22 protein-coding genes and 1 pseudogene are annotated in these 20,744 nt (G+C 60.6%); 17 read left to right on the top strand and 6 right to left on the bottom strand.

Translation table 11 applies throughout. The features are described from left to right. Window positions 1–127, top strand: a pseudogene (locus tag HK439_RS19940) (IS5/IS1182 family transposase); the annotation flags it as partial. A gap of 154 nt (window positions 128–281) precedes the next feature. Here HK439_RS19940 and HK439_RS19935 read toward each other — a convergent pair. Beyond that, the gene (locus HK439_RS19935; RefSeq protein WP_190293231.1) at window positions 282–1,085 is read right to left on the bottom strand and encodes a helix-turn-helix transcriptional regulator; all 804 of its coding nucleotides are present in this window, start codon (window positions 1,083–1,085) and stop codon (window positions 282–284) included. Between the two features lie 91 nt (window positions 1,086–1,176). Here HK439_RS19935 and HK439_RS19930 point away from each other — a divergent pair, with 91 nt between their 5' ends. From HK439_RS19930 to HK439_RS19880, 11 genes are all read left to right on the top strand, one after another. Next, entirely contained in the window at window positions 1,177–2,250 is a 1,074-nt protein-coding gene (locus HK439_RS19930) for an ABC transporter ATP-binding protein (RefSeq protein ID WP_190293230.1), read from the top strand. After that, entirely contained in the window at window positions 2,250–3,167 is a 918-nt protein-coding gene (locus HK439_RS19925; RefSeq protein ID WP_190293229.1) for an ABC transporter permease, read from the top strand. Before HK439_RS19930 ends, HK439_RS19925 begins: the two co-directional genes overlap by 1 nt. A 5-nt stretch (window positions 3,168–3,172) precedes the next feature. After that, complete coding sequence (locus HK439_RS19920; protein WP_190293228.1) at window positions 3,173–3,991, top strand: ABC transporter permease; 819 nt, start codon at window positions 3,173–3,175, stop codon at window positions 3,989–3,991. Between the two features lie 33 nt (window positions 3,992–4,024). Next, a complete protein-coding gene (locus HK439_RS19915) occupies window positions 4,025–5,053 on the top strand; it encodes an extracellular solute-binding protein (protein ID WP_190293227.1) in 1,029 nt (342 codons plus the stop codon). Between the two features lie 19 nt (window positions 5,054–5,072). After that, window positions 5,073–5,858: a carbon-nitrogen hydrolase family protein gene (locus HK439_RS19910; protein ID WP_190293226.1), complete on the top strand. Its 786-nt coding sequence runs from the start codon at window positions 5,073–5,075 to the stop codon at window positions 5,856–5,858. After that, entirely contained in the window at window positions 5,848–7,212 is a 1,365-nt protein-coding gene (locus HK439_RS19905) for an aminotransferase class III-fold pyridoxal phosphate-dependent enzyme (protein ID WP_190293225.1), read from the top strand. Before HK439_RS19910 ends, HK439_RS19905 begins: the two co-directional genes overlap by 11 nt. Before the next feature lie 295 nt (window positions 7,213–7,507). Continuing rightward, the gene (argE, locus tag HK439_RS19900; protein ID WP_190293224.1) at window positions 7,508–8,659 is read left to right on the top strand and encodes an acetylornithine deacetylase; all 1,152 of its coding nucleotides are present in this window, start codon (window positions 7,508–7,510) and stop codon (window positions 8,657–8,659) included. A gap of 110 nt (window positions 8,660–8,769) precedes the next feature. Then, window positions 8,770–10,041, top strand: a complete 1,272-nt coding sequence (locus HK439_RS19895) for a flavin-containing monooxygenase (protein WP_190293223.1) — start codon at window positions 8,770–8,772, stop codon at window positions 10,039–10,041. Window positions 10,042–10,055: 14 nt separating this feature from the next. Continuing rightward, window positions 10,056–10,472, top strand: coding sequence for a RidA family protein (locus HK439_RS19890; protein WP_190293236.1), 417 nt, complete (start codon window positions 10,056–10,058; stop codon window positions 10,470–10,472). Window positions 10,473–10,487: 15 nt separating this feature from the next. Continuing rightward, window positions 10,488–11,162 (top strand): DUF1028 domain-containing protein, encoded by a 675-nt coding sequence (locus HK439_RS19885; protein ID WP_190293222.1) that lies wholly within the window; start codon window positions 10,488–10,490, stop codon window positions 11,160–11,162. 77 nt (window positions 11,163–11,239) lie between these two features. Further along, on the top strand, window positions 11,240–12,178 hold the full coding sequence (locus HK439_RS19880) for a LysR family transcriptional regulator (RefSeq protein ID WP_190293221.1): 939 nt from the start codon (window positions 11,240–11,242) through the stop codon (window positions 12,176–12,178). Window positions 12,179–12,961: 783 nt separating this feature from the next. Here HK439_RS19880 and HK439_RS19875 read toward each other — a convergent pair. Next, a complete protein-coding gene (locus tag HK439_RS19875; RefSeq protein ID WP_190293238.1) occupies window positions 12,962–13,198 on the bottom strand; it encodes a hypothetical protein in 237 nt (78 codons plus the stop codon). A 320-nt stretch (window positions 13,199–13,518) separates the two neighbouring features. Here HK439_RS19875 and HK439_RS19870 point away from each other — a divergent pair, with 320 nt between their 5' ends. Continuing rightward, entirely contained in the window at window positions 13,519–13,686 is a 168-nt protein-coding gene (locus HK439_RS19870; RefSeq protein WP_190293220.1) for a hypothetical protein, read from the top strand. Between the two features lie 11 nt (window positions 13,687–13,697). Here HK439_RS19870 and HK439_RS19865 read toward each other — a convergent pair whose 3' ends face one another. The 4 genes from HK439_RS19865 to HK439_RS19850 form a co-directional block, all read right to left on the bottom strand. Beyond that, on the bottom strand, window positions 13,698–14,537 hold the full coding sequence (locus HK439_RS19865) for a hypothetical protein (RefSeq protein WP_190293219.1): 840 nt from the start codon (window positions 14,535–14,537) through the stop codon (window positions 13,698–13,700). A 9-nt stretch (window positions 14,538–14,546) separates the two neighbouring features. Continuing rightward, window positions 14,547–14,867 carry a DNA-binding protein gene (locus HK439_RS19860; protein WP_190293218.1) on the bottom strand — a complete coding sequence of 107 codons (321 nt, stop codon included), beginning with the start codon at window positions 14,865–14,867 and terminating at the stop codon, window positions 14,547–14,549. A 2-nt stretch (window positions 14,868–14,869) separates the two neighbouring features. Beyond that, complete coding sequence (locus HK439_RS19855; protein WP_190293217.1) at window positions 14,870–15,193, bottom strand: type II toxin-antitoxin system RelE/ParE family toxin; 324 nt, start codon at window positions 15,191–15,193, stop codon at window positions 14,870–14,872. 124 nt (window positions 15,194–15,317) lie between these two features. Then, window positions 15,318–16,211, bottom strand: a complete 894-nt coding sequence (locus HK439_RS19850; protein WP_190293216.1) for a LysR family transcriptional regulator — start codon at window positions 16,209–16,211, stop codon at window positions 15,318–15,320. Between the two features lie 212 nt (window positions 16,212–16,423). Here HK439_RS19850 and HK439_RS19845 point away from each other — a divergent pair, with 212 nt between their 5' ends. The 4 genes from HK439_RS19845 to HK439_RS19830 all read left to right on the top strand — a co-directional run bounded on the left by HK439_RS19845 (window position 16,424) and on the right by HK439_RS19830 (window position 20,675). Continuing rightward, complete coding sequence (locus HK439_RS19845; protein WP_190293215.1) at window positions 16,424–17,212, top strand: HAD-IIA family hydrolase; 789 nt, start codon at window positions 16,424–16,426, stop codon at window positions 17,210–17,212. Continuing rightward, the gene (locus tag HK439_RS19840) at window positions 17,206–18,132 is read left to right on the top strand and encodes an ABC transporter permease (protein ID WP_190293214.1); all 927 of its coding nucleotides are present in this window, start codon (window positions 17,206–17,208) and stop codon (window positions 18,130–18,132) included. Before HK439_RS19845 ends, HK439_RS19840 begins: the two co-directional genes overlap by 7 nt. A gap of 3 nt (window positions 18,133–18,135) precedes the next feature. Further along, window positions 18,136–19,050 carry an ABC transporter permease gene (locus tag HK439_RS19835; protein WP_190293213.1) on the top strand — a complete coding sequence of 305 codons (915 nt, stop codon included), beginning with the start codon at window positions 18,136–18,138 and terminating at the stop codon, window positions 19,048–19,050. Between the two features lie 65 nt (window positions 19,051–19,115). Then, window positions 19,116–20,675: an ABC transporter substrate-binding protein gene (locus HK439_RS19830; RefSeq protein ID WP_190293212.1), complete on the top strand. Its 1,560-nt coding sequence runs from the start codon at window positions 19,116–19,118 to the stop codon at window positions 20,673–20,675. Window positions 20,676–20,744: the final 69 nt, after the last annotated feature.

Below are 20,744 nucleotides of genomic sequence, written 5' to 3'. Positions count from 1 at the left end.
CCTCTTCAACAAACTCAAGAACTGGCGGCGCATCGCGACCCGCTACGACAAAACCAAGGAATCCTACCTCGGCTTTGTCGCGCTCGCCTCAGTCAAACTCTGGATACCCTTTGTCCACGAAGCCTAGTTGCATTCAAATCACTTACTTTCCTTGCCACGCTTGCGACTGACGTAACTGAAATCGATCGGACAGCAGAAAACCAAGTCCCGATATAACAGGCCTGCAAAGAAGTGATGCTCGCAAGAAAGCAACAGTAGCCGGGTAGAAGAACGTATTCCCGCTAGCGATCATTTTCGTGAAATGCCAGCAACGGCATGAGCAGGGAAAACAATTCCGCTTGCGACGAGATCCGGCACTTGCGGTAAAGCTGCTTGCGAAACACTTTGACGGTCTGCGCAGAGATGCCGAGACGCAGCCCGATCGAAACGGAGGAATGACCGCGCAGGATCAGCAAGGCGATTTCCGCCTGGCGCGGACTAAGCGACACGCCGTGCTCGCTGTTCATCGCGGCGATAAGATGATCTGCCAGATCCTCGTCGCGAAAATCCCCGCTCGACTGCAAAGAAGACCAGCGCTGCTCGATCAGGCCGCAGACGATGGGCGTGATGCGTTCCGCTTTCTGCATATCGCGCAGCGAAAAGCGCCGGCCCGAAGACATGTCCCGCCCAAGGCAGATATGCACCGACACTCCTTCGGCCGGACAGGCGACATAGGCCATTTCATCGATCAGGGTCGTACGCTGATAATAGGCGGCGAAATACTCGTTCCGGTGAAACTGGTCGGGCGCGATATCCTTCAGCCGGTAAAGCCCCGGCGGAGCGTTGTCGACATGCAGGGCGTGGAACGGGTCCAGCAGATAGGCGCCCGGAACGTAATCCGTTTCAAGCCGTTCATGGACCCGTTTTTCAACCGCCTGGGTAAACAGTATTTCCGGCACGCGGTTTTGAAAATACGCCAGCATGGTCGTGTTATCGACCTCAAAACACCGGGTAAGCCATTGATAAAGCTTGAATTCAAACTGATCGGTCGCCAGTGCCGATATGGCGCTCCCCAAGTGCCTTTCCGCCGAGTTTGGCAGCTCCATCCGGCATACCTCCTTGGGGGTATATACCCCTCATATTGTATCGATTTACGGTTTCAGTCTCGAGATCAGGGGTATCAGAGAAGAGGCATCCATGGCCAGCACCGAAATTGCAGTCGGTATCGACAAGGTGGTCAAGCGATATGGCCCGGTCACCGCCCTGCACGGCGTCTCCATGGATATCCGCGAGAACGAGTTCTTCACCCTGCTCGGACCGTCCGGTTGCGGCAAGACGACCCTTTTACGCTGCATCGCCGGTTTCGAGGACGTCACCGAAGGCGTCATCCGGCTGAAAGGCGGCGACATCACCGGCCTGCCGCCGCACAAGCGGCCGGTGAACACCGTCTTCCAGCAATATGCCCTGTTCCCGCACATGACCGTCATCGAGAACGTGATGTTCGGCCTTCTGCGCAGCGGCTGGTCGAAGCCGGAAGCTGTCGCCAGGGCGGACCAGGTGCTGCAACTGGTCCAGCTTGGAGACTTCGCCGCGCGCAGACCGGCCCAGCTTTCCGGCGGCCAGCAACAGCGCGTCGCCCTTGCCCGAGCGCTGGCGCCGCGTCCCCAGGTGCTTCTCCTCGACGAACCGCTGTCGGCGCTGGACCTGAAACTCCGCCAGGCCGTGCGCATGGAACTGAAGGCGCTGCAGCGGGAAACCGGCATCGCCTTCATCTTCGTCACCCATGATCAGGAAGAAGCGCTGACCATGTCGGACCGGATCGCGGTGATGTCGGAAGGCCGCGTCCAGCAGATCGGCACGCCACGGGAAATCTACGAGACCCCGCTCAACCGTTTCGTCGCCGACTTCATCGGCGAAACCAACCTGCTCGATGTCGATGTCCGTTCCGTCGACAACGGCATGGCGGCAATTTCCCTGCCCGGCGGCCACTGTTTCACCTGTCCGGCGGCAGCCGTTGTGCAATCCGGCAAGGGCCACCTTTCGGTCCGCCCGGAACGGATCAGCCTCTGTGCGCAGGGAAGCGGCGATCTCGACGCCACCGTGGAAGGCCAGGTCTATCTCGGCACCGACATCCACCTCCAGGTCCGTCTCGCAGACAGCGAGAGGATGACTGTCCGGCTGCAGAATTCGGAAACGACGGCGGTTCCCGAAACCGGCGCCGCCGTCGGTCTCAAGCTGGAGGCAGGTGCTGCGCGCCTGCTCGCCGACTGATGGCGGCCGGCGCGCCGATGGGCGAGGGGTCCGCCTCCAACATCTATCGCGGCAACAGCCTGAAACTGATGCTTCCGGCCTGGGCGATGATCGGCGTGTTCCTGCTCGCGCCCGTCGCCATGATGGCGATCTATTCGTTTCTGACCAAGGAATTCCGCGGCGGCGTGATCTGGCAGTTCTCGACCGCCGCCTATGACCAGTTCTTCTTCAACCGGGGCCTGTTCGGCGACGAGCCGCCGACCATCGAGTGGACCTATATCGGCATTTTCTGGCGCTCGATCTGGCAGGCCGGGGTTGCGACCATCGCCTGCCTGCTGATCGGTTTTCCGACCGCCTGGTTCATCGCGACCCGCGACGCCAAGACCCGGTCGGTCTGGCTGTTCCTCGTGACCGTGCCCTACTGGGTGAATCTCTTGATCCGCACGGTCTCGATGAAATTCCTCATCCGCGACACCGGGCCGCTCAACGAGTTCCTGCTATGGAGCGGGACCATTTCGGAACCGCTCGGGCTAATCAACACGAATTTCGCCGTCCAGCTCGGCCTGTTCTACAGCTACCTGCCCTTCATGGTGCTGCCGATCTACGCGGCGGTGGAGCGGTATGATTTCGCCCTCTCCGAGGCGGCCGCGGATCTCTACGCCGGCGTCTGGACCACGCTTCGGCTCGTCATCCTGCCGGAGGTAAAACCGGGGATCGTCGCCGGCTGCATTCTGGTCTTCGTGCCGTCTCTCGGCGCCTTTCTTGCGCCCGATCTGCTCGGCGGTGCCAAGACCTTCATGATCGGCTCGCTGATCGAGGAACAGTTCAAGGGTGCCGCCGGCAACTGGCCCTTCGGTGCGGCCGCGTCGACCATCCTGCTGACCATCGTCATGGCCGTGCTGCTGGTCTACGCCCGCAACCAGAACAGGGGGGCGTAAGGAAAATGCCGGCCAAGACGGATCTTCGCCGCTTCCCGGGCTTCCTGACGGTCACGATCCTGTGCCTGATCGTGCTCTACGCGCCGCTGATCGTGGTCGCCGTCTATTCCTTTAACGCCTCCACCTCGATCACCAGGTGGGGCGGCACGTCGCTGGCCTGGTACGTGGACGTCTTTACCGGCCCGGAAGCGCCGAAATTCCAGCAGGCGGCAATCAATTCCTTCGTCATCGCCATCACCGCCTCCATCATCGCGACGGCAATCGCCACCCTTGCCTCCGTCGCCATGACCCGGACCGGCCGGTTCAACGGCAAGACGCTGAGCTTCGCGCTGATCAGCCTGCCGCTGATGGTTCCCGAAGTGGTGACGGCGGTAGCAAGCCTGGTGTTCTTCACCGCGATCGGTTTCACCACCGGGCTGATGACGATCCTGATCGCCCATATCGTCTTCTGCATCCCGTTCGCCTACCTGCCGATCTCGGCCAGGATGCAGAGCATTCCGGACATGTACGAACAGGCGGCAATGGATCTCTACGCCACGCCGAGAGAGGCCTTCAAGCTGGTCCTCCTGCCGCTGATGACGCCCGGGATCCTGTCCGGGTTCCTGCTCGCCTTCATCATTTCGCTCGACGACTTCCTGATCACGAATTTCGTCAAGGGAGCCGGTGTCGAAACCCTGCCGACGGCGATCTTCGGATCGGTGAAGCAGGGCATCAAGCCCAACATCATGGCCATTTCCACCCTGATGCTGGGCATCTCGGTGATTTTCGTTTCCCTGTCCTGGCTGATCGGCCGGGCCGGGCAAAACAAAGCAAAAGAAAACTGACCAAAAACAAAACCAACCAGAGTGGAGCAAGACATGAAGAAACTGCTTTTGACGACGTCCCTGGCGCTTCTCGCCCTGACCGGCGCGGCGCAGGCCGAGGGGAAACTCTCGATCTATCACTGGTTCGAGTACATTCCGCAAGAACTGCTCGACAAGTTCGCCAAGGAATACGACGTCGAGGTGACCATGGACACCTACGACAGCAACGAGGCGTTGCTGGCGGCGCTCAAGGCCGGCAAGCTCGGTTCCTACGACGTCGCCGTTCCCGGCGACTATATGGTCAAGATCCTGAACAACGAAGGCATGCTCGACACGTTCGAGCCGTCGGACCTGTCCAATTTCGGCAGCATCCAGGACCAGTGGGTCGATGTTTCCTTCGATCCGGGCCGGAAAAGCTCCATCCCCTACCAGTGGGGTTCGACCTCCTTCTCCGTCAACCGCGACGTCTACAAGGGACCGATCGACAGCCTGTCGGTGATCTTCGATCCGCCGGAAGAACTGAAGGGCAAGATCAACGTGCTCGACACCGCCGGCGAGACCCTGACCCTTGCCTCGCTCTACCTGGGCATTCCCCAGTGCACCTCCGACCGCGATCAGCTGAAGGCGCTGAACAAGCTGGTGATCGACGCCAAGAAGGACTGGGCGTCCTTTGGCTCCGACGTCGCCAAGGACGTGCTCGTCTCCGGCGACGCCGCTGCCGGCATGATCTGGTCCGGCTTCTCCGCCAAGGCCCGCTCGGAAGGCGCCAACATCGAATACGCTTTCCCGAAGGAAGGCTACATCGTGTGGATGGACAACGTGGTTCTCTTGAAGGACGCGCCGAACCGCGAAAACGCGCTGAAGTTCATGAACTTCCTGCTCGAGCCGGAAAACGCCGCGGCGGTGACCAATTACGCCCAGTACACCTCGGGCGTGAAAGGCGTCGATCCGTTCCTCGATCCGGCGGTCAAGAACTCGCCGGAATCCAATCCGCCGGAAGGCCCGAAGGGCGTCTTCGTGGAGGCCTGCCCGCAGGAGACCCAGGTGCTCTACGACGCCATCTGGACCAACCTGAAGAAGTAACGGAACCGGAACGACAGCCATGAAACTCGCGCTTTACCAGGGACCGGCGATCGGCGGTGACATCGAGGCAGGCTTTGCCCGCATCGAACGGCAATTGTCGGCGGCCGCCCTGGCGGGCGCGAAGATGGCTGTCTTTCCGGAAGTCTTCCTGCCCGGCTACAACCGGCCGGACCTGCATAAAGTCCTCGCCCAGCCTCTGGGCGGGGCCTGGACGAAACGCCTGTCCGCGCTTGCGAAACAGGCCGGCTGCGGCCTGACCATCGGCTGGGCGGAAGCCGCCGACGGCACGGTCTACAATGCCGCCACCTCATTCGACGACACGGGCGAACAGGTCGCCCATTACCGCAAGATCCAGCTCTACGGACCGATGGAACGCGCCAGTTTTTCCTATGGCGACGCCTATACGGTGTTCGATCTCTACGGCCACAAGACCGCGCTGATGATCTGTTACGACGTGGAATTTCCCCAGCACTGCGCAGCTCTCGCCGCACAGGGCGTCAGCCTGGTGCTGGTGCCGACCGCCAATCCGCAAGGCTTCGAGCATGTGTCGACCGCCTTCGTGCCCGCGCGCGCAGCGGAAATGCGCCTGACCATTGCCTATGCCAATTTCTGCGGGACCGAGGGCAATCTGACCTTTGGCGGCCATTCCGTCATCGTCGGCCCCGATGCCCAGCTACTTGCCTCCGCCGGACGGGGCGAGGCGCTTCTCGTCGCCGACCTCGCTCCGGTCGGAGACATCGCCCCGGAACTGCTTTCACTTCAACGCGAAGACTACAGGGAGGTCGGGAGAACCGATGAAACTTGATCTGAACATGACCACCGACGCGGTGCTGACGGCAGATACCCATCTGATCCAGTCCTTCGCCGACCTGAACGCCCTGAAGCAGAACGGCGCCCGCACCGTGATCGTCGGCGCCGACGGCGCGCTCGTGCGCGACAGTGAGGGCAACGAGCTGATCGACGGCATCGGCGGGTTGTGGTGCGTCAACGCCGGCCACCGACGCAAGGAAATCATCGATGCGATCACCGAGCAGCTCAACGAGCTCGACTTCTATTCGACCTTCTACAATTTCACCCACCCGACCGCGGCCGCCCTTGCGGAAAAGATCGCAAGCCTGGCGCCGGGCCACCTGAACAAGGTCTATTTCGGCAATTCCGGCTCTGTTGCCAACGACAGCGCGGTGCGCATCCTGCACCACTACAACAACCGCTTGGGGCGGCCGAACAAGAAGAAGATCCTGAGCCGGATCGGCGCCTATCACGGCTCGACCTACCTGTCGATCGCCATGACGACGCCGCTCTATTCGGTCGGCTGGGACGGCGCCAACGACCTGGTGCATCACCTGCGCTCGCCCCACTACTGGCGCGAGGGCGACGGCATGAGCGAGGCGGAATTCCTCGACGCGCTCATCGAGGATCTGAAGAGCTCGATCGAAGACATCGGCGCAGAAAACATCGCCGCTTTCATCGCCGAGCCGATCATGGGCGCCGGCGGCGTGATCGTCCCCCCGGCGGGCTATCACGCCCGCATGGCCGCGGTCTGCGCGGAGAATGACATCAAGTACATCTCCGACGAGGTGGTCACCGCATTCGGCCGCCTGGGCCATTTCTTCGCTTCGCAGGACGTGTTCGGCGTCACCCCGGACATCATCACCACCGCCAAGGGCCTGACCTCGGGCTACCAGCCCATGTCGGCCACCATCGTCTCCGATGAAATCCACGAGGTGATTTCCGGACCGGGCGGTCTGTTCCTGCACGGCATGACCTATTCCGGCCACCCGGCAGCCGCCGCGGCCGGGCTTGCCAATATCGCGCTGATGGAACGGGACAAGCTGCCGGAACAGGTGCGCACCACCGGCAAGATCTTCGAAAACGCCCTGCGCGGGCTCGACGATCTCTCCATTGTCGGCGAGGTGCGCGGCAGCCATTTCATGATCGGCATCGAGTTCGTGAAGGACAAGGCGACGAAGGAACCGTTTACGCCGGAAGACGGCATCGGCCTGAGGGTCGCCCGCGCCGCCCAGGCGCGCGGCCTGATCGCCCGCCCGCTCGGCAACATCCTGATCCTGTCGCCGACCCTGATCCTGACGGAAAGCCAGATCGGCCAGGTGGCGGATATCCTGCGGGACAGCATTACCGAAGTGATTTCCACGCTTTGACCACTGTTGTCCGGTGTAACGGCGTAGGTGTTGAAATTCCGGCTTATCCGCTTGTTTTCCTCTCCCCCCTTGAGGGGGAGATGTCTCCGTCAGGAGACAGAGGGGGGTATAAGCCTCTCGGAAAATACGGATTTTCAGAAAACGCGGTGCCGTTTCACCCCCCTCTGTCGGCTCGCGCCGACATCTCCCCCTCAAGGGGGGAGACGGGTGTAGGCAGGACTGTTTTTCGTATCCACTCTATCGTGGAGCCCGGAGAAAACTGGCCAAATCGCCGGAAATGTCGACAATTGGGTCCATGAGCACCGCATTCGACATCCTCGACCGCCTGATTGCCTTTCCCTCGGTAAGCCGGGACGGCAACATCGACCTGATCCGCTACGTTGCGGACTTCCTTGAGAAGAACGGCATTCAAAGCCGGATTTACCCGTCGGAGACGGGCGACCGGGCCAACCTGTTCGCCACCGTTGGTCCTGAGGGACCCGGCGGGATCGTGCTGTCCGGGCATACGGATGTGGTTCCGGTGGACGGCCAGGACTGGACCCGCGATCCGTTCCGCATGAGCGAGGCGGACGGCCGCCTCTACGGCCGGGGCACGACCGACATGAAGGGTTTCGTCGCCTGCGCCATGGAGGCGATGGTGGCGGCAAAGAACCGGACCCTGTCGCGGCCCCTGCATATCGCGCTTTCCTATGATGAGGAGATCGGCTGTGTCGGTGTGCGCCCGATGCTGGCAGAACTCTCCAAGGCGGGCCTGAAACCGGACTGGGTGCTTATCGGCGAGCCGACCTCCATGCAGGTGGCCGCCGGGCACAAGGGCAAGACCGGCGCCCATGCGACGTGTTGCGGGGTTGCCGCCCATTCGGCGCTGGCGCCGACCGGGCTCAACGCCATCCACCTTGCCGCGGACTTTTTAAAGTACATCCGCGCCCTGCAGGGGGAACTCGAGGAAACCGGCACCCGGGACGATGACTACGACATCCCCTACACCACCGTTCATGCGGGCATCATCCATGGCGGCACGGCGCTGAACATCGTGCCGGATCATTGCACGCTATCCTTCGAGATCCGCAATATCGCCTCCGACGATCCGAAGGTCCTGATGGACCGGCTTTTTGCGTCCGCCGGCCGGATTTCCGCCAAGGCCAGGGAACGGTTCCCCAAGGCCGGCATCGATATCGAGATCTTCAACGAATACCCGGGCCTCGACACCTCCTCCGGCGGCACCGCCGTTTCAAACGCGCTTTCGCTGTCCCGGACCAACCGGGCGATCAAGGTCGCCTTCGGGACGGAGGGCGGGCTGTTCACCTCGACGCTCGGTGTACCGGCGGTGGTCTGCGGACCGGGCAGCATGGAACAGGGCCACAAACCGGACGAATTCGTGACCCGCGACCAGATCGAAGCCTGCCGCGCCATGCTCGGCCGGGTCAGCGATCAACTCGCTGCTTAGGCTTATCGCTTAGATTTTATTGAAGCAAAATATAGAAAAGAAAGAATTTATCTAATCAGCCGATCCGGTCATCATCCAAGGCAATCAGAATGCCAGGACGGGGCTCGGACATGACGGTTGAAAAGACAGAAGCGCTTGTTGTCGGTGGCGGTCAGGCGGGCCTTGCCATGAGCGAGCACCTGAGCCGATGCGGTATCTCCCATCTCGTCCTGGAACGGAACCGGATCGCCGAGCGCTGGCGCTCGGAGCGGTGGGATTCGCTGGTCGCCAACGGCCCGGCCTGGCACGACCGGTTCCCGAACATGGAATTTCCCGATTGCGACCCGGATGCCTTCGTTGCGAAGGAAGCGGTCGCCGACTATTTCGTCGCCTATGCGGACAAGATCGCAGCCCCCATCCGCTGCGGCGTGGAGGTGACCGAGGTCAGGCGGAACACCGGCCGGCGCGGGTTCCACATCGAAACCTCGGACGGCCCGATCGAGGCCAATTACGTGATTGCGGCGACCGGCGCGTTCCAGCACCCGGTCATGCCGGATCTCGTTCCCGCGGACGCGGGGATTGCCCAGATGCATTCCGCCGCCTACCGCAATCCCGGCCAGTTGCCGGAAGGTGCGGTTCTGGTCGTCGGTGCCGGGTCTTCGGGCGCGCAGATCGCGGCCGAACTTCTTGAGGCGGGCAAGCAGGTTTATCTTTCCGTCGGCCCGCACGACCGTCCGCCGCGCAGCTATCGCGGCCGCGACTTCGTCTGGTGGCTGGGCGTCCTGAACAAGTGGGATGCGGAAGCAACGCCGGGCGTGGAACACACGACGATCGCGGTCAGCGGCGTCGACGGCGGCCATACGGTCGATTTCCGCCGACTGGCGGCGAAAGGCATGACGCTCCTGGGCCGGACCGAGGCCTACGAGGACGGCACGCTGCGCTTCGCGCCGGATCTCAAGGCCAATATCGAAGGCGGGGATACCAATTACCTGTCGCTGTTGGACGAGGCCGACGCCTTTATCGAGCGCAACGGTCTCGACCTGCCGCAAGAACCCGAGGCGCGCCGGATCGATCCGGACCCGGAGTGTGTCGCAAACCCGATTCTTGAGCTGAACCTGACGGATGCGGGGATCACCACGATCATCTGGGCGACGGGCTTTTCCGTCGACTACGACTGGCTGAAGGTCGACACGTTCGACGACCAGGGCCGGCCGATCCACAAGCGCGGCGTCTCGAAGGAGCCGGGTGTCTATTTCCTCGGCCTGCCCTGGCAGACCCGGCGCGGCTCCTCCTTTATCTGGGGTGTCTGGTACGACGCCGGATATGTGGCCGATCATATCGCCAAGCAGCGCGGCTACATGACCTACACCCGGTCCCCGCAGCGGGAGACGGAAGACGCATGACTGACGGAAAGCCCATGGCCCATAAACGCATCCGCTGCTTCAACACCAGGGACACCTATCCGGAGCAGAAGCTCGACAACGACCTGTGCCAGGTCGTGGTCGCCAGAGGCACAATGGTGTTCGTGCGCGGCCAGATCGGCCAGAACCTCGACACCTCGGAAAATGTCGGCATCGGCGATGTGACCGCCCAGGCGGAACAGGCCATGACCAACATCGACATGCTGTTGAAGGAAGCCGGTTCCGAACTGGCGCATATCACCAAGATCGTCATCTACATCGTCGATCCGCGCTACCGGGAAGCCGTCTACCGGGTGGTCGGCAAATGGCTGAAGGGCGTCTATCCGGTCTCGACCGGGATCGTCGTTTCCGCTTTGGCGCGTCCGGAATGGCTGGTCGAGATCGACGTGACCGCCGTCATTCCAGATGAATAATCCAGGGGCTCCTTCATGACATTTTCGATTTCCGCCTGCTGCCCCAGAACCGGAATGATGGGGATCGCCATTTCATCGTCCTCGCCCGCCGTGGCGGCCCGCTGCGCCCATGCCCGTGCCGGGGCCGGCGTCGTCGCCTCGCAGAACATCACCGATCCGTCCCTCGGACCGAAGGCGCTCGACCTCCTGCAAAGCGGCATAGCGGCGGCAAAGGCACTGGAAATCCTGCTCTCCGATTATCCGACCAAGGACTGGCGGCAGGTGGTGGTTCTGGACCGGACCGGGCAGACGGCAACTTTTTCCGGCGAGCACACCCTTGGCATCAACGCGACCGCGCAGGGCCCCTATTGTGCCGCTGCCGGCAATCTCCTTGCCAATGACACGGTTCCGTCGGCCATGGTCGCGGCGTATTCAGAGGCAGAGGGCGACCTCGGCGACCGGCTGATCAAGGCCATGAAGGCCGGCCTTGCCGCCGGCGGCGAAGCCGGGCCGGTTCATTCCGCCGGCCTCTACATGGTCCGCAACGTGAGTTGGCCGGTGGCGGATCTGAGGGTCGACTGGGCGGAGGAAGACCCGATCGGGGCCTTGTCGAACCTCTGGGATCTCTACAAGCCGCAGCTTGAAGACTATGTCACCCGCGCCATCGATCCGACCGCGGCTCCGAGCTACGGCGTGCCCGGAGACGAATAAGCTGCTGAAGTGATTCACTCCGAACCCGGCTTGCTCTAGGGTCTGCTGAGAAAAATATCCGTTCAGGCCATGACCTAATGCGCTTCACGCTCAGACAGCTTGAGTATTTCATCGCCGCCGGCGAGACCGGCAGCATCACCCAGGCGGCGGAGCGGGTCAGCATTTCCCAGCCGTCAGTGTCGACGGCGATTTCCCAGCTGGAAAAAGAGCTCAACGTCCAGCTGTTCATCCGCCACCACGCCCAGGGACTGTCGCTGACCCCGGTCGGGCGGACGCTGCTGGCGGAAGCCAAGCAACTGCTGGAACAGGCGGAAACCCTTTACAGCGTCGCGACGGAAGCAAGCGACGACATAAGGGGCCAGCTCAATGTCGGCTGCCTGACCACCCTGGCGCCGATGGTGCTGCCGGAACTTGCCCTTGCCTTCACCTCCGCCTTTCCCGGCACCACCATCCGCCCGCATGTGGACCATCAGGAGACCATCCTGAACGGTCTCAGAAGCGCGGCCATCGACGTGGCCGTGACCTATGACCTGTCGATCCCGGAGGATATCAAGTTCCAGCCGCTGGTCGAGCTTCCCGCCCATGCGCTCTTCGGCGAAAACCATCCGCTGGCGCGGCGCTCCTCGGTCGGCCTGGAGGAGCTTTCAGAGCTGCCGCTGGTGTTCCTCGACCTGCCGCTCTCAAGCGAATATTTCCAGGCGCTGTTCATGGCGGAAGGCCTGACGCCCAACATCGGCTACCGCTTCGCCCATCCGGACGTGATCCGCACCATGGTCGCCAACGGCTTCGGCTACACGCTTGCCAATGTGACACCCCGCTCGGACGCCGCCCTCGACGGGCGCAAGGTGGTCCGCGTGCGCCTGTCCGGCAACCACCGGCCGATGACGCTCGGGGTGGCAAGCCTGAAATCCCTGCGCCAATCCCGGCTGGCGGAAGCCTTCAAGGCCCACGCCCGCTCCTTCATTTCCAGCGCCTATGTCCCCGGCATGGTCGCCCCGGCCACGGCACCGAAATAGGGTCGGTCCAGAACCTTAGCCGTTGCGCCTCTCCGGCTTATTTCGACCGGGAAAGCGATGCCGTCTGTATAAGACTTGGTTGGCCGGTCCCATTCGGCACATGCTAACTTGCATCCATCGGCCTTTGGGGCAGTATGCTACCGGTCCAAGTTTTGCTGCTTGGTTCTGACGCAAGCATATCCAATTTTCTGCAACGGACTTTTGCATGCCCTAAGCGTTTGGTTTCAAAAGAGGTGAGGGGTGATTCAAAAATTATAACTTATGCAGCACAGAGCTATATTTAGTATTTATATTATACGTTCGAAGTTTATAACTAACTCTATCTCGCGGTCACCATATGAAAAGGCTGGTCTTTGAAATCTGATTTCAATTCCTTCATTTAATAACTTTTTAATTGCTTCTCTCACTATCTTTTCTTTCTGATGACGATGGGCTAAACAAAAAATATATACTGCCGTTCTCTCATGCTCGTCATCGTCGAATAGGTCATCAAAACCCAAATACTTGTGTATTAAAGTGTCTATTTTAATCCATATATCTTTATCAAGATCTTCTGATTTACTTACATAGTTGTAAATCAACTTTTTTAACAAACCCACATTTAGTAAATTGTCTATTTGGCTTAACTCGTCTTTTTTCGTTGCTTTTCTGCCGATAATTTTTCCATTTTTGCTCGATTTGAAGCCTTTTTCTTTGTCTTAAAAATATCGCCTATTTCTTTGTCCTTCATCAGCACCTCCTTTATACTTCAACCCGGCAATTAGCGTGACTTTTGAAGAAACCTCAACGCCACAGCTTTTTCGCTTCAGCGACCTGTTCCTCGACATGTCCAAGAAATCCATCGTGGCTAACCTTCTGATAGCAGTACCAAAGAATTTCTTTTTCAAAGTCTTCGAACGAAGCCCCTGCGGTCTTTGCCGCTTTGATGGCTTCCTTAGCGCGTTTCTCGTCTGTTGCATGAAGTGCAAATCGGGCGTCGGCTGCACCGAAGCACCCGGGAACTAAATTTTCCCAACCCATATTTTTTCCTCAAAGCTCGAACTCTAAGCCCAACTTAATGGCAACTAACAGTTAATTGATTTTAACCAGTATGGCGCAAGATACCTTTCGGACGCGATGAAAAATCGGGGGCATTATCCCACGGGCGCACTTAACCCCCTGAAGCGTTGTTCCGGCATTTTGTGAAATGGCGAGAATCCGCCAATCTTGGCGAAATTTCCGCCTTTCGCACTTAACGCCTCTCAAATGGGGGCAGATTCACCCGCGCGGATACGCGGGTGATGGTGCAAACCATCATTTGTTATCGGATTCCTCGATGCAGATGATCTGGAGATATGGAGATGTGGGCAACGATTGTAGAGCAAGTAAGGGCGCTCTTGGCCGCTTGTCGGCTGGTGCCCACAGCTTCGTTCAAAACCAAGAACCTTGAAATCAAGGGAGCCACGGCGGCCGAGGTTAATAAGATGATGAAGGAGCATTACCGGCTTTCGGAAAAACAAAAGCCGTAACAGTGGCATCGTTATTCACCCTTATTGACGGCTTGGTTCAGCCGCCACATGACGTGGTTGGTTTCACCGCACTCTTGGCAAATGAATCGCGCTTGCCGGTTTAGTCCAAGGTCAAGCATCGCCTTTTCGGGAAAAGCCGTTTCTACCGAGCATGAGCGACACGGCACATTAATTTTCTTTCGAACGAATTCTATATCTTCCCCATCGAACTCAACCACCCAACGCTCTATGCAATCCGGGCTGATGCAGTTGATGGTCTGACCTTCTTTTAAAAGTGAAGAGCGTCGCTTGTTCTCGGTGCCGCATATGCAATCGAAGCGTACGGTTTTACCGAATCCGCTCCCGATCAGCGTGCCTTGTGACAGACGCTCTAGCTCGACCAAAACCTCATCAATCTTCTTTTCCAGCGCGGCCGGATCACCATATTCGGTGACCTTATCGCTTTTCAATTTCGGGACTTTCACATGCAGGAATGAGGAAATCGCATTCCAGAGCTTGCCCATTTTCTTCGGGTCAAAACCGACCTGGGAACCTACCGGCACAAATTCCATTGCCTCGTAGTCTTCCTGGGTAAGGTCACCCTCTGTTTTGATAGGTTCCTTGCCCACCGAAAACGTATAGGAGGCGGCAATTTTGCTATCCACCTCCTGTATCAGCGTGTTTACAACGTCTTTCGGCTGCCACTTCCTAATGTCGTCTTGGGATATGTAGTCGTGCGCGATGCGGAGCCGGTCATAACAGACGCGCTCTATCGCTAACCGGCATTCTAGGGCTGCATAGGTGAGGCTTTCCGGAGAGCCTTGCGCTTTCAGGTTGGAAATCTTCTCAATGTTTGATTTCAACCATCTCATTTGTCTTTGCTATCCACCTGTGCCAACCGCCAGATGCACCCCGGTTGTCTTCTGCAGCTGACTGATAACCGCAAACAGTTTTGAAGCAGTCGGATTGCCCTTTTCGCTCAGCATCCGCATGAGACTTTTTGAGGGAGTACCTACTTTTTCGGCCAGTTCCTCAAAGCCCACTGTCGCGTTAATGTAGTCGCGCAACACGGCCTTGCCGGTTTCAACGTCTCCGGAAATCAGCAGGTCTACAGCTTCGGAAAACAGGGCAGCACGAAACGCCTGGTCGCGCTCGGCGCGTGCCTTTACGGTCTCCTTGAATTCGCGTGTCAGTCCAGCCATCGCTAGCCCTTCTTCTTTCGCTTCTTGTAATCCTGCCAACGGGCCTGGGCTGCCTCGATGTCTTTCTGCTGGCGCTTCTTGGTGCCGCCGGCAAGCAGGATAACGAGACGGTCGCCGTCCTTACCGAAATACACCCGGTAGCCCGGTCCGAAGTCGATGCGGAACTCCTGGACCCCGCTTCCGACTCCCTTGGCATTGGAAAAGTTGCCTTGCTCCATACGCACCATGGCAACCGTCACTTTGGCCGCCGCTCTTGCGTCGAGGTTGTTGTACCATTCCGCGAATGGGCTTTTGCCGTCACTGGTTTGGTACTCGACTAATTGCATTGGTGAATTAGTAACATATAGGTTACTTTCCAAGCAAGAATAGAATCATTTCTGACAGGGTACCGGAATCAGCCCGTCAATGAAAAACCAGGCGGTGAAATTGCCTTAGAGCCAGTGGCCACATCTATTGCTGCAGGATGGTATCCGCATCCTTGCGGAAGGCCTCGACGGCGGTGAAGAAGGCGTTCAGCAGGACGCTGCTTTCGTCGGCCAGGGAAAAGACCACCTCGTCATATTCGCGCTGCATATCGCTGACCGGGACCCGGTGGACCACGTCGGTCCGCCCGGTGCCGAAGCGCCACAGGAAGCCGACGCCGAGGCCGTTGACCACGGCCTCGTAGACCGCATCGCGGGTGTCGAGGGTCAGGAACGGGACCGGCTCGAACCCGGCGGCGCGAAAGGCGCGGTCCACCACCCGCTGGGTCGACGAGCCGCGGGTGCGGAAGATGAGCGGCTCGGCCATCAGACGCTCGCAGGTGACAGAGGCCTCCCGCGACAGGGCGCTGTCCGGATGGACGATGGCGACCACGTTCTGGCGGGTCAGCAGGGCCTGACGGAAGCGGCCGTCGGCGGGCACGTCGGGTAACACGGCAACATCGACCTCGCGCCGCAGCACCGCCTTGGTGATCTGCTCGTGGGACCCGGTTTCCACCGCGATCTCGATGCTCGGATGGCGTTTCAGGAACCGGGCGACAAGCGCCATGCCGGGCATGGAATTGCCCAGCCCTATGGTCAGCCGCCCGTTCAGCAGCGTGTTATGGCGGGAGAGAATCCGCCGGGCCTCGCGCTCGGCCTCCGCCATGCGTTCGGCGATGTCACATAGCTCGTTGCAGAGCGGCGTGGGATAGAGAATACCGTTCTTGCGGTCGAACAGGCGAACGCCGAATTCGGCCTCCAGTTCCTTGACGTGACGGGCCACGGCCGGTTGGGAAACCTTGAGTGCCCGGGCGCCTTCCGCATAGGAGCCGCCGGCCGCGACCGCATTGATCGCGCGGATACGAGACAGTGTCACCGACATGAAAAGCCAGCCGTTCCTTTTGGAAGCAACGCAAATGTTTTGCTGGCCCATACCATAGGTTTTCTTTGTTACGGCGCCGTCACACTTAGACGACAGTTTCGTATCCATCCCGAGACCGGGACCACGTTCCGGTTTTCTTGAAACAAAACGAACCGCATTCCGCAGCCGGCAGCCATGCCGGAGCGATCAATTGCGGCCGATCGGATGGTTTTATGCTGGAATTGAGAAACAGGCAGGTTGCGGAACTGACCCCGGAGATGGTCGCCGGCTACGATGCCGTCCTGTGCGACCTCGATGGCTGCCTGGTTGCCGGAGGACAGCCTCTTTCCGGTGCGCTGGAGTTCGCACACTCCGTTGCGAACCGGCTCTGGATCGTTTCCAACAATTCCGCCGATACCGGGGAAACGCTTTCCGACCGTCTGGCCGTGATCGGCTTCAACATTCCGGCAGAGCGGATCTGTCTGGCCGGTGAGGTCGCTGTCAACCGGATCGCCCGGGAGTATCCGGGCGCCACGGTCCAGGTGTTTGCGGAAGATCCGATCTGCGACCTTGCCCAAAGCCTCGGTCTCCGGCCGGTCGAGCATGGGCCCGAAGTCGTGCTTCTCGCCCGCGATCCGAAATTCGCCATCGCCGACCTGCAACGGCTCCTGAAGGCGCTGCATCAGGGTGCCGACCTCATCGTCGCCAATCTGGACGCCACCCATCCGGATCCGGACGGATTGCCGGTTCCAGAGACCGGGGCGCTCGCCGCCGCCGTGCGCCTGTGCAAGCCGGATGTGGTTCTGCGCTCCTTCGGCAAGCCGGAACCGGCCCTGATCGACCTTGCCCTCGACCGGTCCGGCGCCACGGCGGAAACCTCCGTCTTCGTCGGTGACAATCCGGCAACCGACGGCGAGGCCGCCGCACGCGCTGGTCTGGCCTTCATTCACGTGGCCCGGCCGCCGGCCGCAGCCCTTCACAAAGACCCCGTTTCGCCTCGTCAGGGAGCGCTGTCATGCTGACTTATGTGCTGCGGACGCTGCTGAAGATGGCCGTCACGCTGTTCATCATCATCACGCTGGTCTTCTTCGCCACCCGGCTCTCCGGCAATCCGATCGATTTCGTCATCGGCGAGGGCATCACCCAGGAAGACCGCCAGCTGCTGATCGCCTATTACGGGCTCGACGGGTCCGTCGCGACCCAGTACTGGAAATTCATCGCCTCGATCTTTACCGGCGAGTTCGGCCTGTCGTTCCTGGAGCGGCGCCCGGTCGCGGAGATCGCCGCCGAGCGGATCTGGCCGTCGCTGAAGCTCCTGTTCAGCACCGCGATTTTCACCTTCGCCCTTTCCATCCCGCTCGGCATTGCGGCGGCGGTCTACCGGACCCGGTTCGTCGGCAGCGCCATCATGGTGATCGCCTTCATGGGCTATGCGGTGCCGCCCTTCGTCATCGCCACCCTTTTGGTGCTGATCTTCGCCTATACGCTCAACTGGCTGCCCGTGGTCGGTGACGGCACTGCGCTGCATTTCATCATGCCGACCCTTGCCATGTCCGGCATGTTCGTCGCCGCCCTGACCCGCTTTACCCGCAACGCCATGCTGGACGTGCTTGGCCAGGATTACATGCGCACGGCCCGGGCAAAGGGCCTGCCGGAACGCACCGTGATCCTGAAGCACGGCCTGCGGAACGCCTCGATCACGATCCTGTCCGTCGTCGGCCTGCAGATCGCCGGCTGGATCGCCGCCGGCAGCGTGGTCATCGAATCCATCTTCTCCTGGCCGGGCATCGGCGACCTTTTGGTGCGCTCCGCGATCATGCGCGACTACCCGGTCCTCCAGTTCGGCGTGCTGATGGTCGCCGTCGCCGTCATCTGCATCAACGCCGCGGTCGACATTGCCTACGCCTACGCCGATCCGCGCATCCGTCTTGCAAAGGGATAAGCCATGAGCGACCTCACCTCTTCCCTGCCCCAGACCGTCCGGCGGCCGATCCTGTCGCCGCACCGGATCCCGGGCTACGCCCTTTGGTGCAAGGCGGACTGGGTTCTCAGGATCGCGCTGATCGTCGGGCTGATCCTGGTGCTGCTGACGATCGCAGCACCACTGATTGCGCCGTTCGACCCCAACCACCAGAGCCTGATTTCGCGCCTGCGCCCGCCGCTCGGCTTCGAGCGCTACAAGGCCGGGTTCTTCCTCGGTACGGACGAGCTCGGCCGGGACATTCTCTCGCGCTGCATCTACGGCCTGCGGCTGACTTTTACACTTGCTCTCGCCGGCGCCGTCATCGGGCTTCTGATCGGCGGCACGCTCGGGCTGCTGGCCGGTCTTGTCGGCGGCGTGTTCGAGGATTTCGTCATGGGCGCGGTCGATGCCCAGATCGCCATTCCCTTCACCCTGATCGCGCTATTGATCCTGGCGATCTTCGGCAGTTCGCTGGAAGTGATGGTGCTGGTGCTCGGCGTCTACGGCTGGGAGCAGCACGCCCGCATCGTTCGCGGCGAAGTGCGCAAGCTGACCGGAATGCCGTTCATCGAGGCGGCGCGCGCGGCCGGCGCCGGACCGCTGCGCATCGCCCTGCGTCACATCCTGCCCAATGTGGTGTCGCCGCTGGTGGTCCAGTTCACTCTGAACTTTTCCAACATCGTCATCCTGGAATCGACGCTCTCGTTCCTCGGCCTCGGCGTGCAGCCGCCGACGGCGACGCTCGGCTCCATGGTCGGCGTCGGCCGCGACTACCTGCCGACCGCCCCGTGGATCGTGGTCGCCCCGGCGATGATGATCCTGCTCCTCACCTTCGCCGTGCAGATCCTTGGTGACTGGCTGCGCGACCACGCCGACGTGCGCCTGCGCAGCCGCTGACCCTTTCAAAAACCAGAAGCCGGAACGGCCACTGCCTGCAACCCTTGAAGCCCTGGAGGCTTATGATGAAGAAACTTCTGGCAACCACCGCCGCAACAACCATTCTGGCATCGATGCTCGCATCGGGCGCCTTCGCAGCAGAGCTCACCGTTGGCGCCGCCAACGTTTCCAGCTACCTCGATCCGGGCCGCGACCATTCCAACGTCGGCTCCCAGTTCTACTACAACGCCTTCGACACGCTGATCGACAAGAACCACGACACCACGGACACCGAATGGGTTCCGGCACTTGCGACCGAATGGAAGCTGATCGAGCCGACGATCATGGAACTGAAACTGCGCCACGGCGTGAAGTTCCACAACGGCGAAGACATGACCGCCGATGACGTGGTCTTCTCCCTGAACCGCATGTACCAGGCGACCTTCACCCCCTACCAGGTGCGCGCCCGCGACCGTCTCGGCAACTTCGAAAAGGCGGAAAAGGTGGACGACTACACCGTCCGCGTCTACGCCAAGCGTCCCGAACCGCTTTGGGAAACGCTTTTGAACCTGCAGCAGGTCATGATCATTCCGGAAGAGTACACCAAGGCGCTCGCCGGTGATCCGAATGTCGCCGAAGACGACGACTACGAAGCCTTCTCCCTGAAGCCCGTCGGCACCGGCCCGTACAAGGTCGCCGAATTCGTTCCGGGCGAACGGGTCGTCTGGGAAAAGTTCGAGGACTTCTGGGGTGAAAAGGCGCCGCTCGACAAGGTCACCGTCAAGCACATGCCGGAAACCGCATCGCGCATCACCGCCCTGAAGACCGGCGAAGCCGACATCATCACCAACATCGCCCCGGATCAGCTCTCCCTGATCGAAAGCGATCCTGACATGAAGGCCGAAGGCAGCGCGACCGCCCTGTTCCACGTCATGATCATGAACGTGAACCATCCGGTGCTGAAGGATCCGCGCATCCGCCAGGCGCTGTCGCTTGCCATCGACCGGGACGCGCTCAACGAAGCCCTGTGGCTCGGCAAGGCCGTGGTGCCGTCGACCCACACGCTGAAGGAATTCGGCGAACTTTACCAGCCGGAGCTGAAGACCTTCGAATACAACCCGGAAAAGGCGAAGGAACTCCTCAAGGAAGCCGGCTATGACGGCACCGAGATCACCTTCGACACCGCACCGAGCTACTACACCAACGGCCTGCTCGCCGCTCAGGCGATCATGGAAATGTGGGCCGAGGTCGGCATCAAGGGCAAGGTGAATGTCGGCGACAAGTGGACCGGCAACTCCCCGGACATGATGGTGCGCAACTGGTCCAACCCGATGTATTTCGCCGATCCGTTCGGCTGCTTTGGCGTGATGTGGGCCCCGAACGGTCCGTCTGAATCCGAAGGCCGGTTCAACACCGACGAAGAGTACGCCAAGACCTGGGAGAAATTCCGCTTCTCCGGCGACGTCGAACTGCGCCGCGCGGCCTATGCGGAACTGATGGAACGCATCAAGCAGGATCCGCCGGTTCTGCCGCTCTATCGTCCTTACGAAAGCTGGGCGATGAAGACCAACGTCAACTGGGCACCGAAGCCGGGTCACATTCCTTACGTGCTCGACTTCCGCGCCGGCTCGATCTCCTTCAACTGAGTTCGGCCGTCCCCTGACGCTCTCAGCATCGCCGGTTCCGGCCGGCGGTGCCTCCTTCCCTGAAAACAC

Source organism: Roseibium aggregatum, from assembly GCF_014692675.1.
GTDB classification, from domain to species: domain Bacteria; phylum Pseudomonadota; class Alphaproteobacteria; order Rhizobiales; family Stappiaceae; genus Roseibium; species Roseibium aggregatum_C.
Note: the sequence above shows the minus strand (reverse complement) of the source record. Positions and strands in the feature narration are given on the sequence as shown.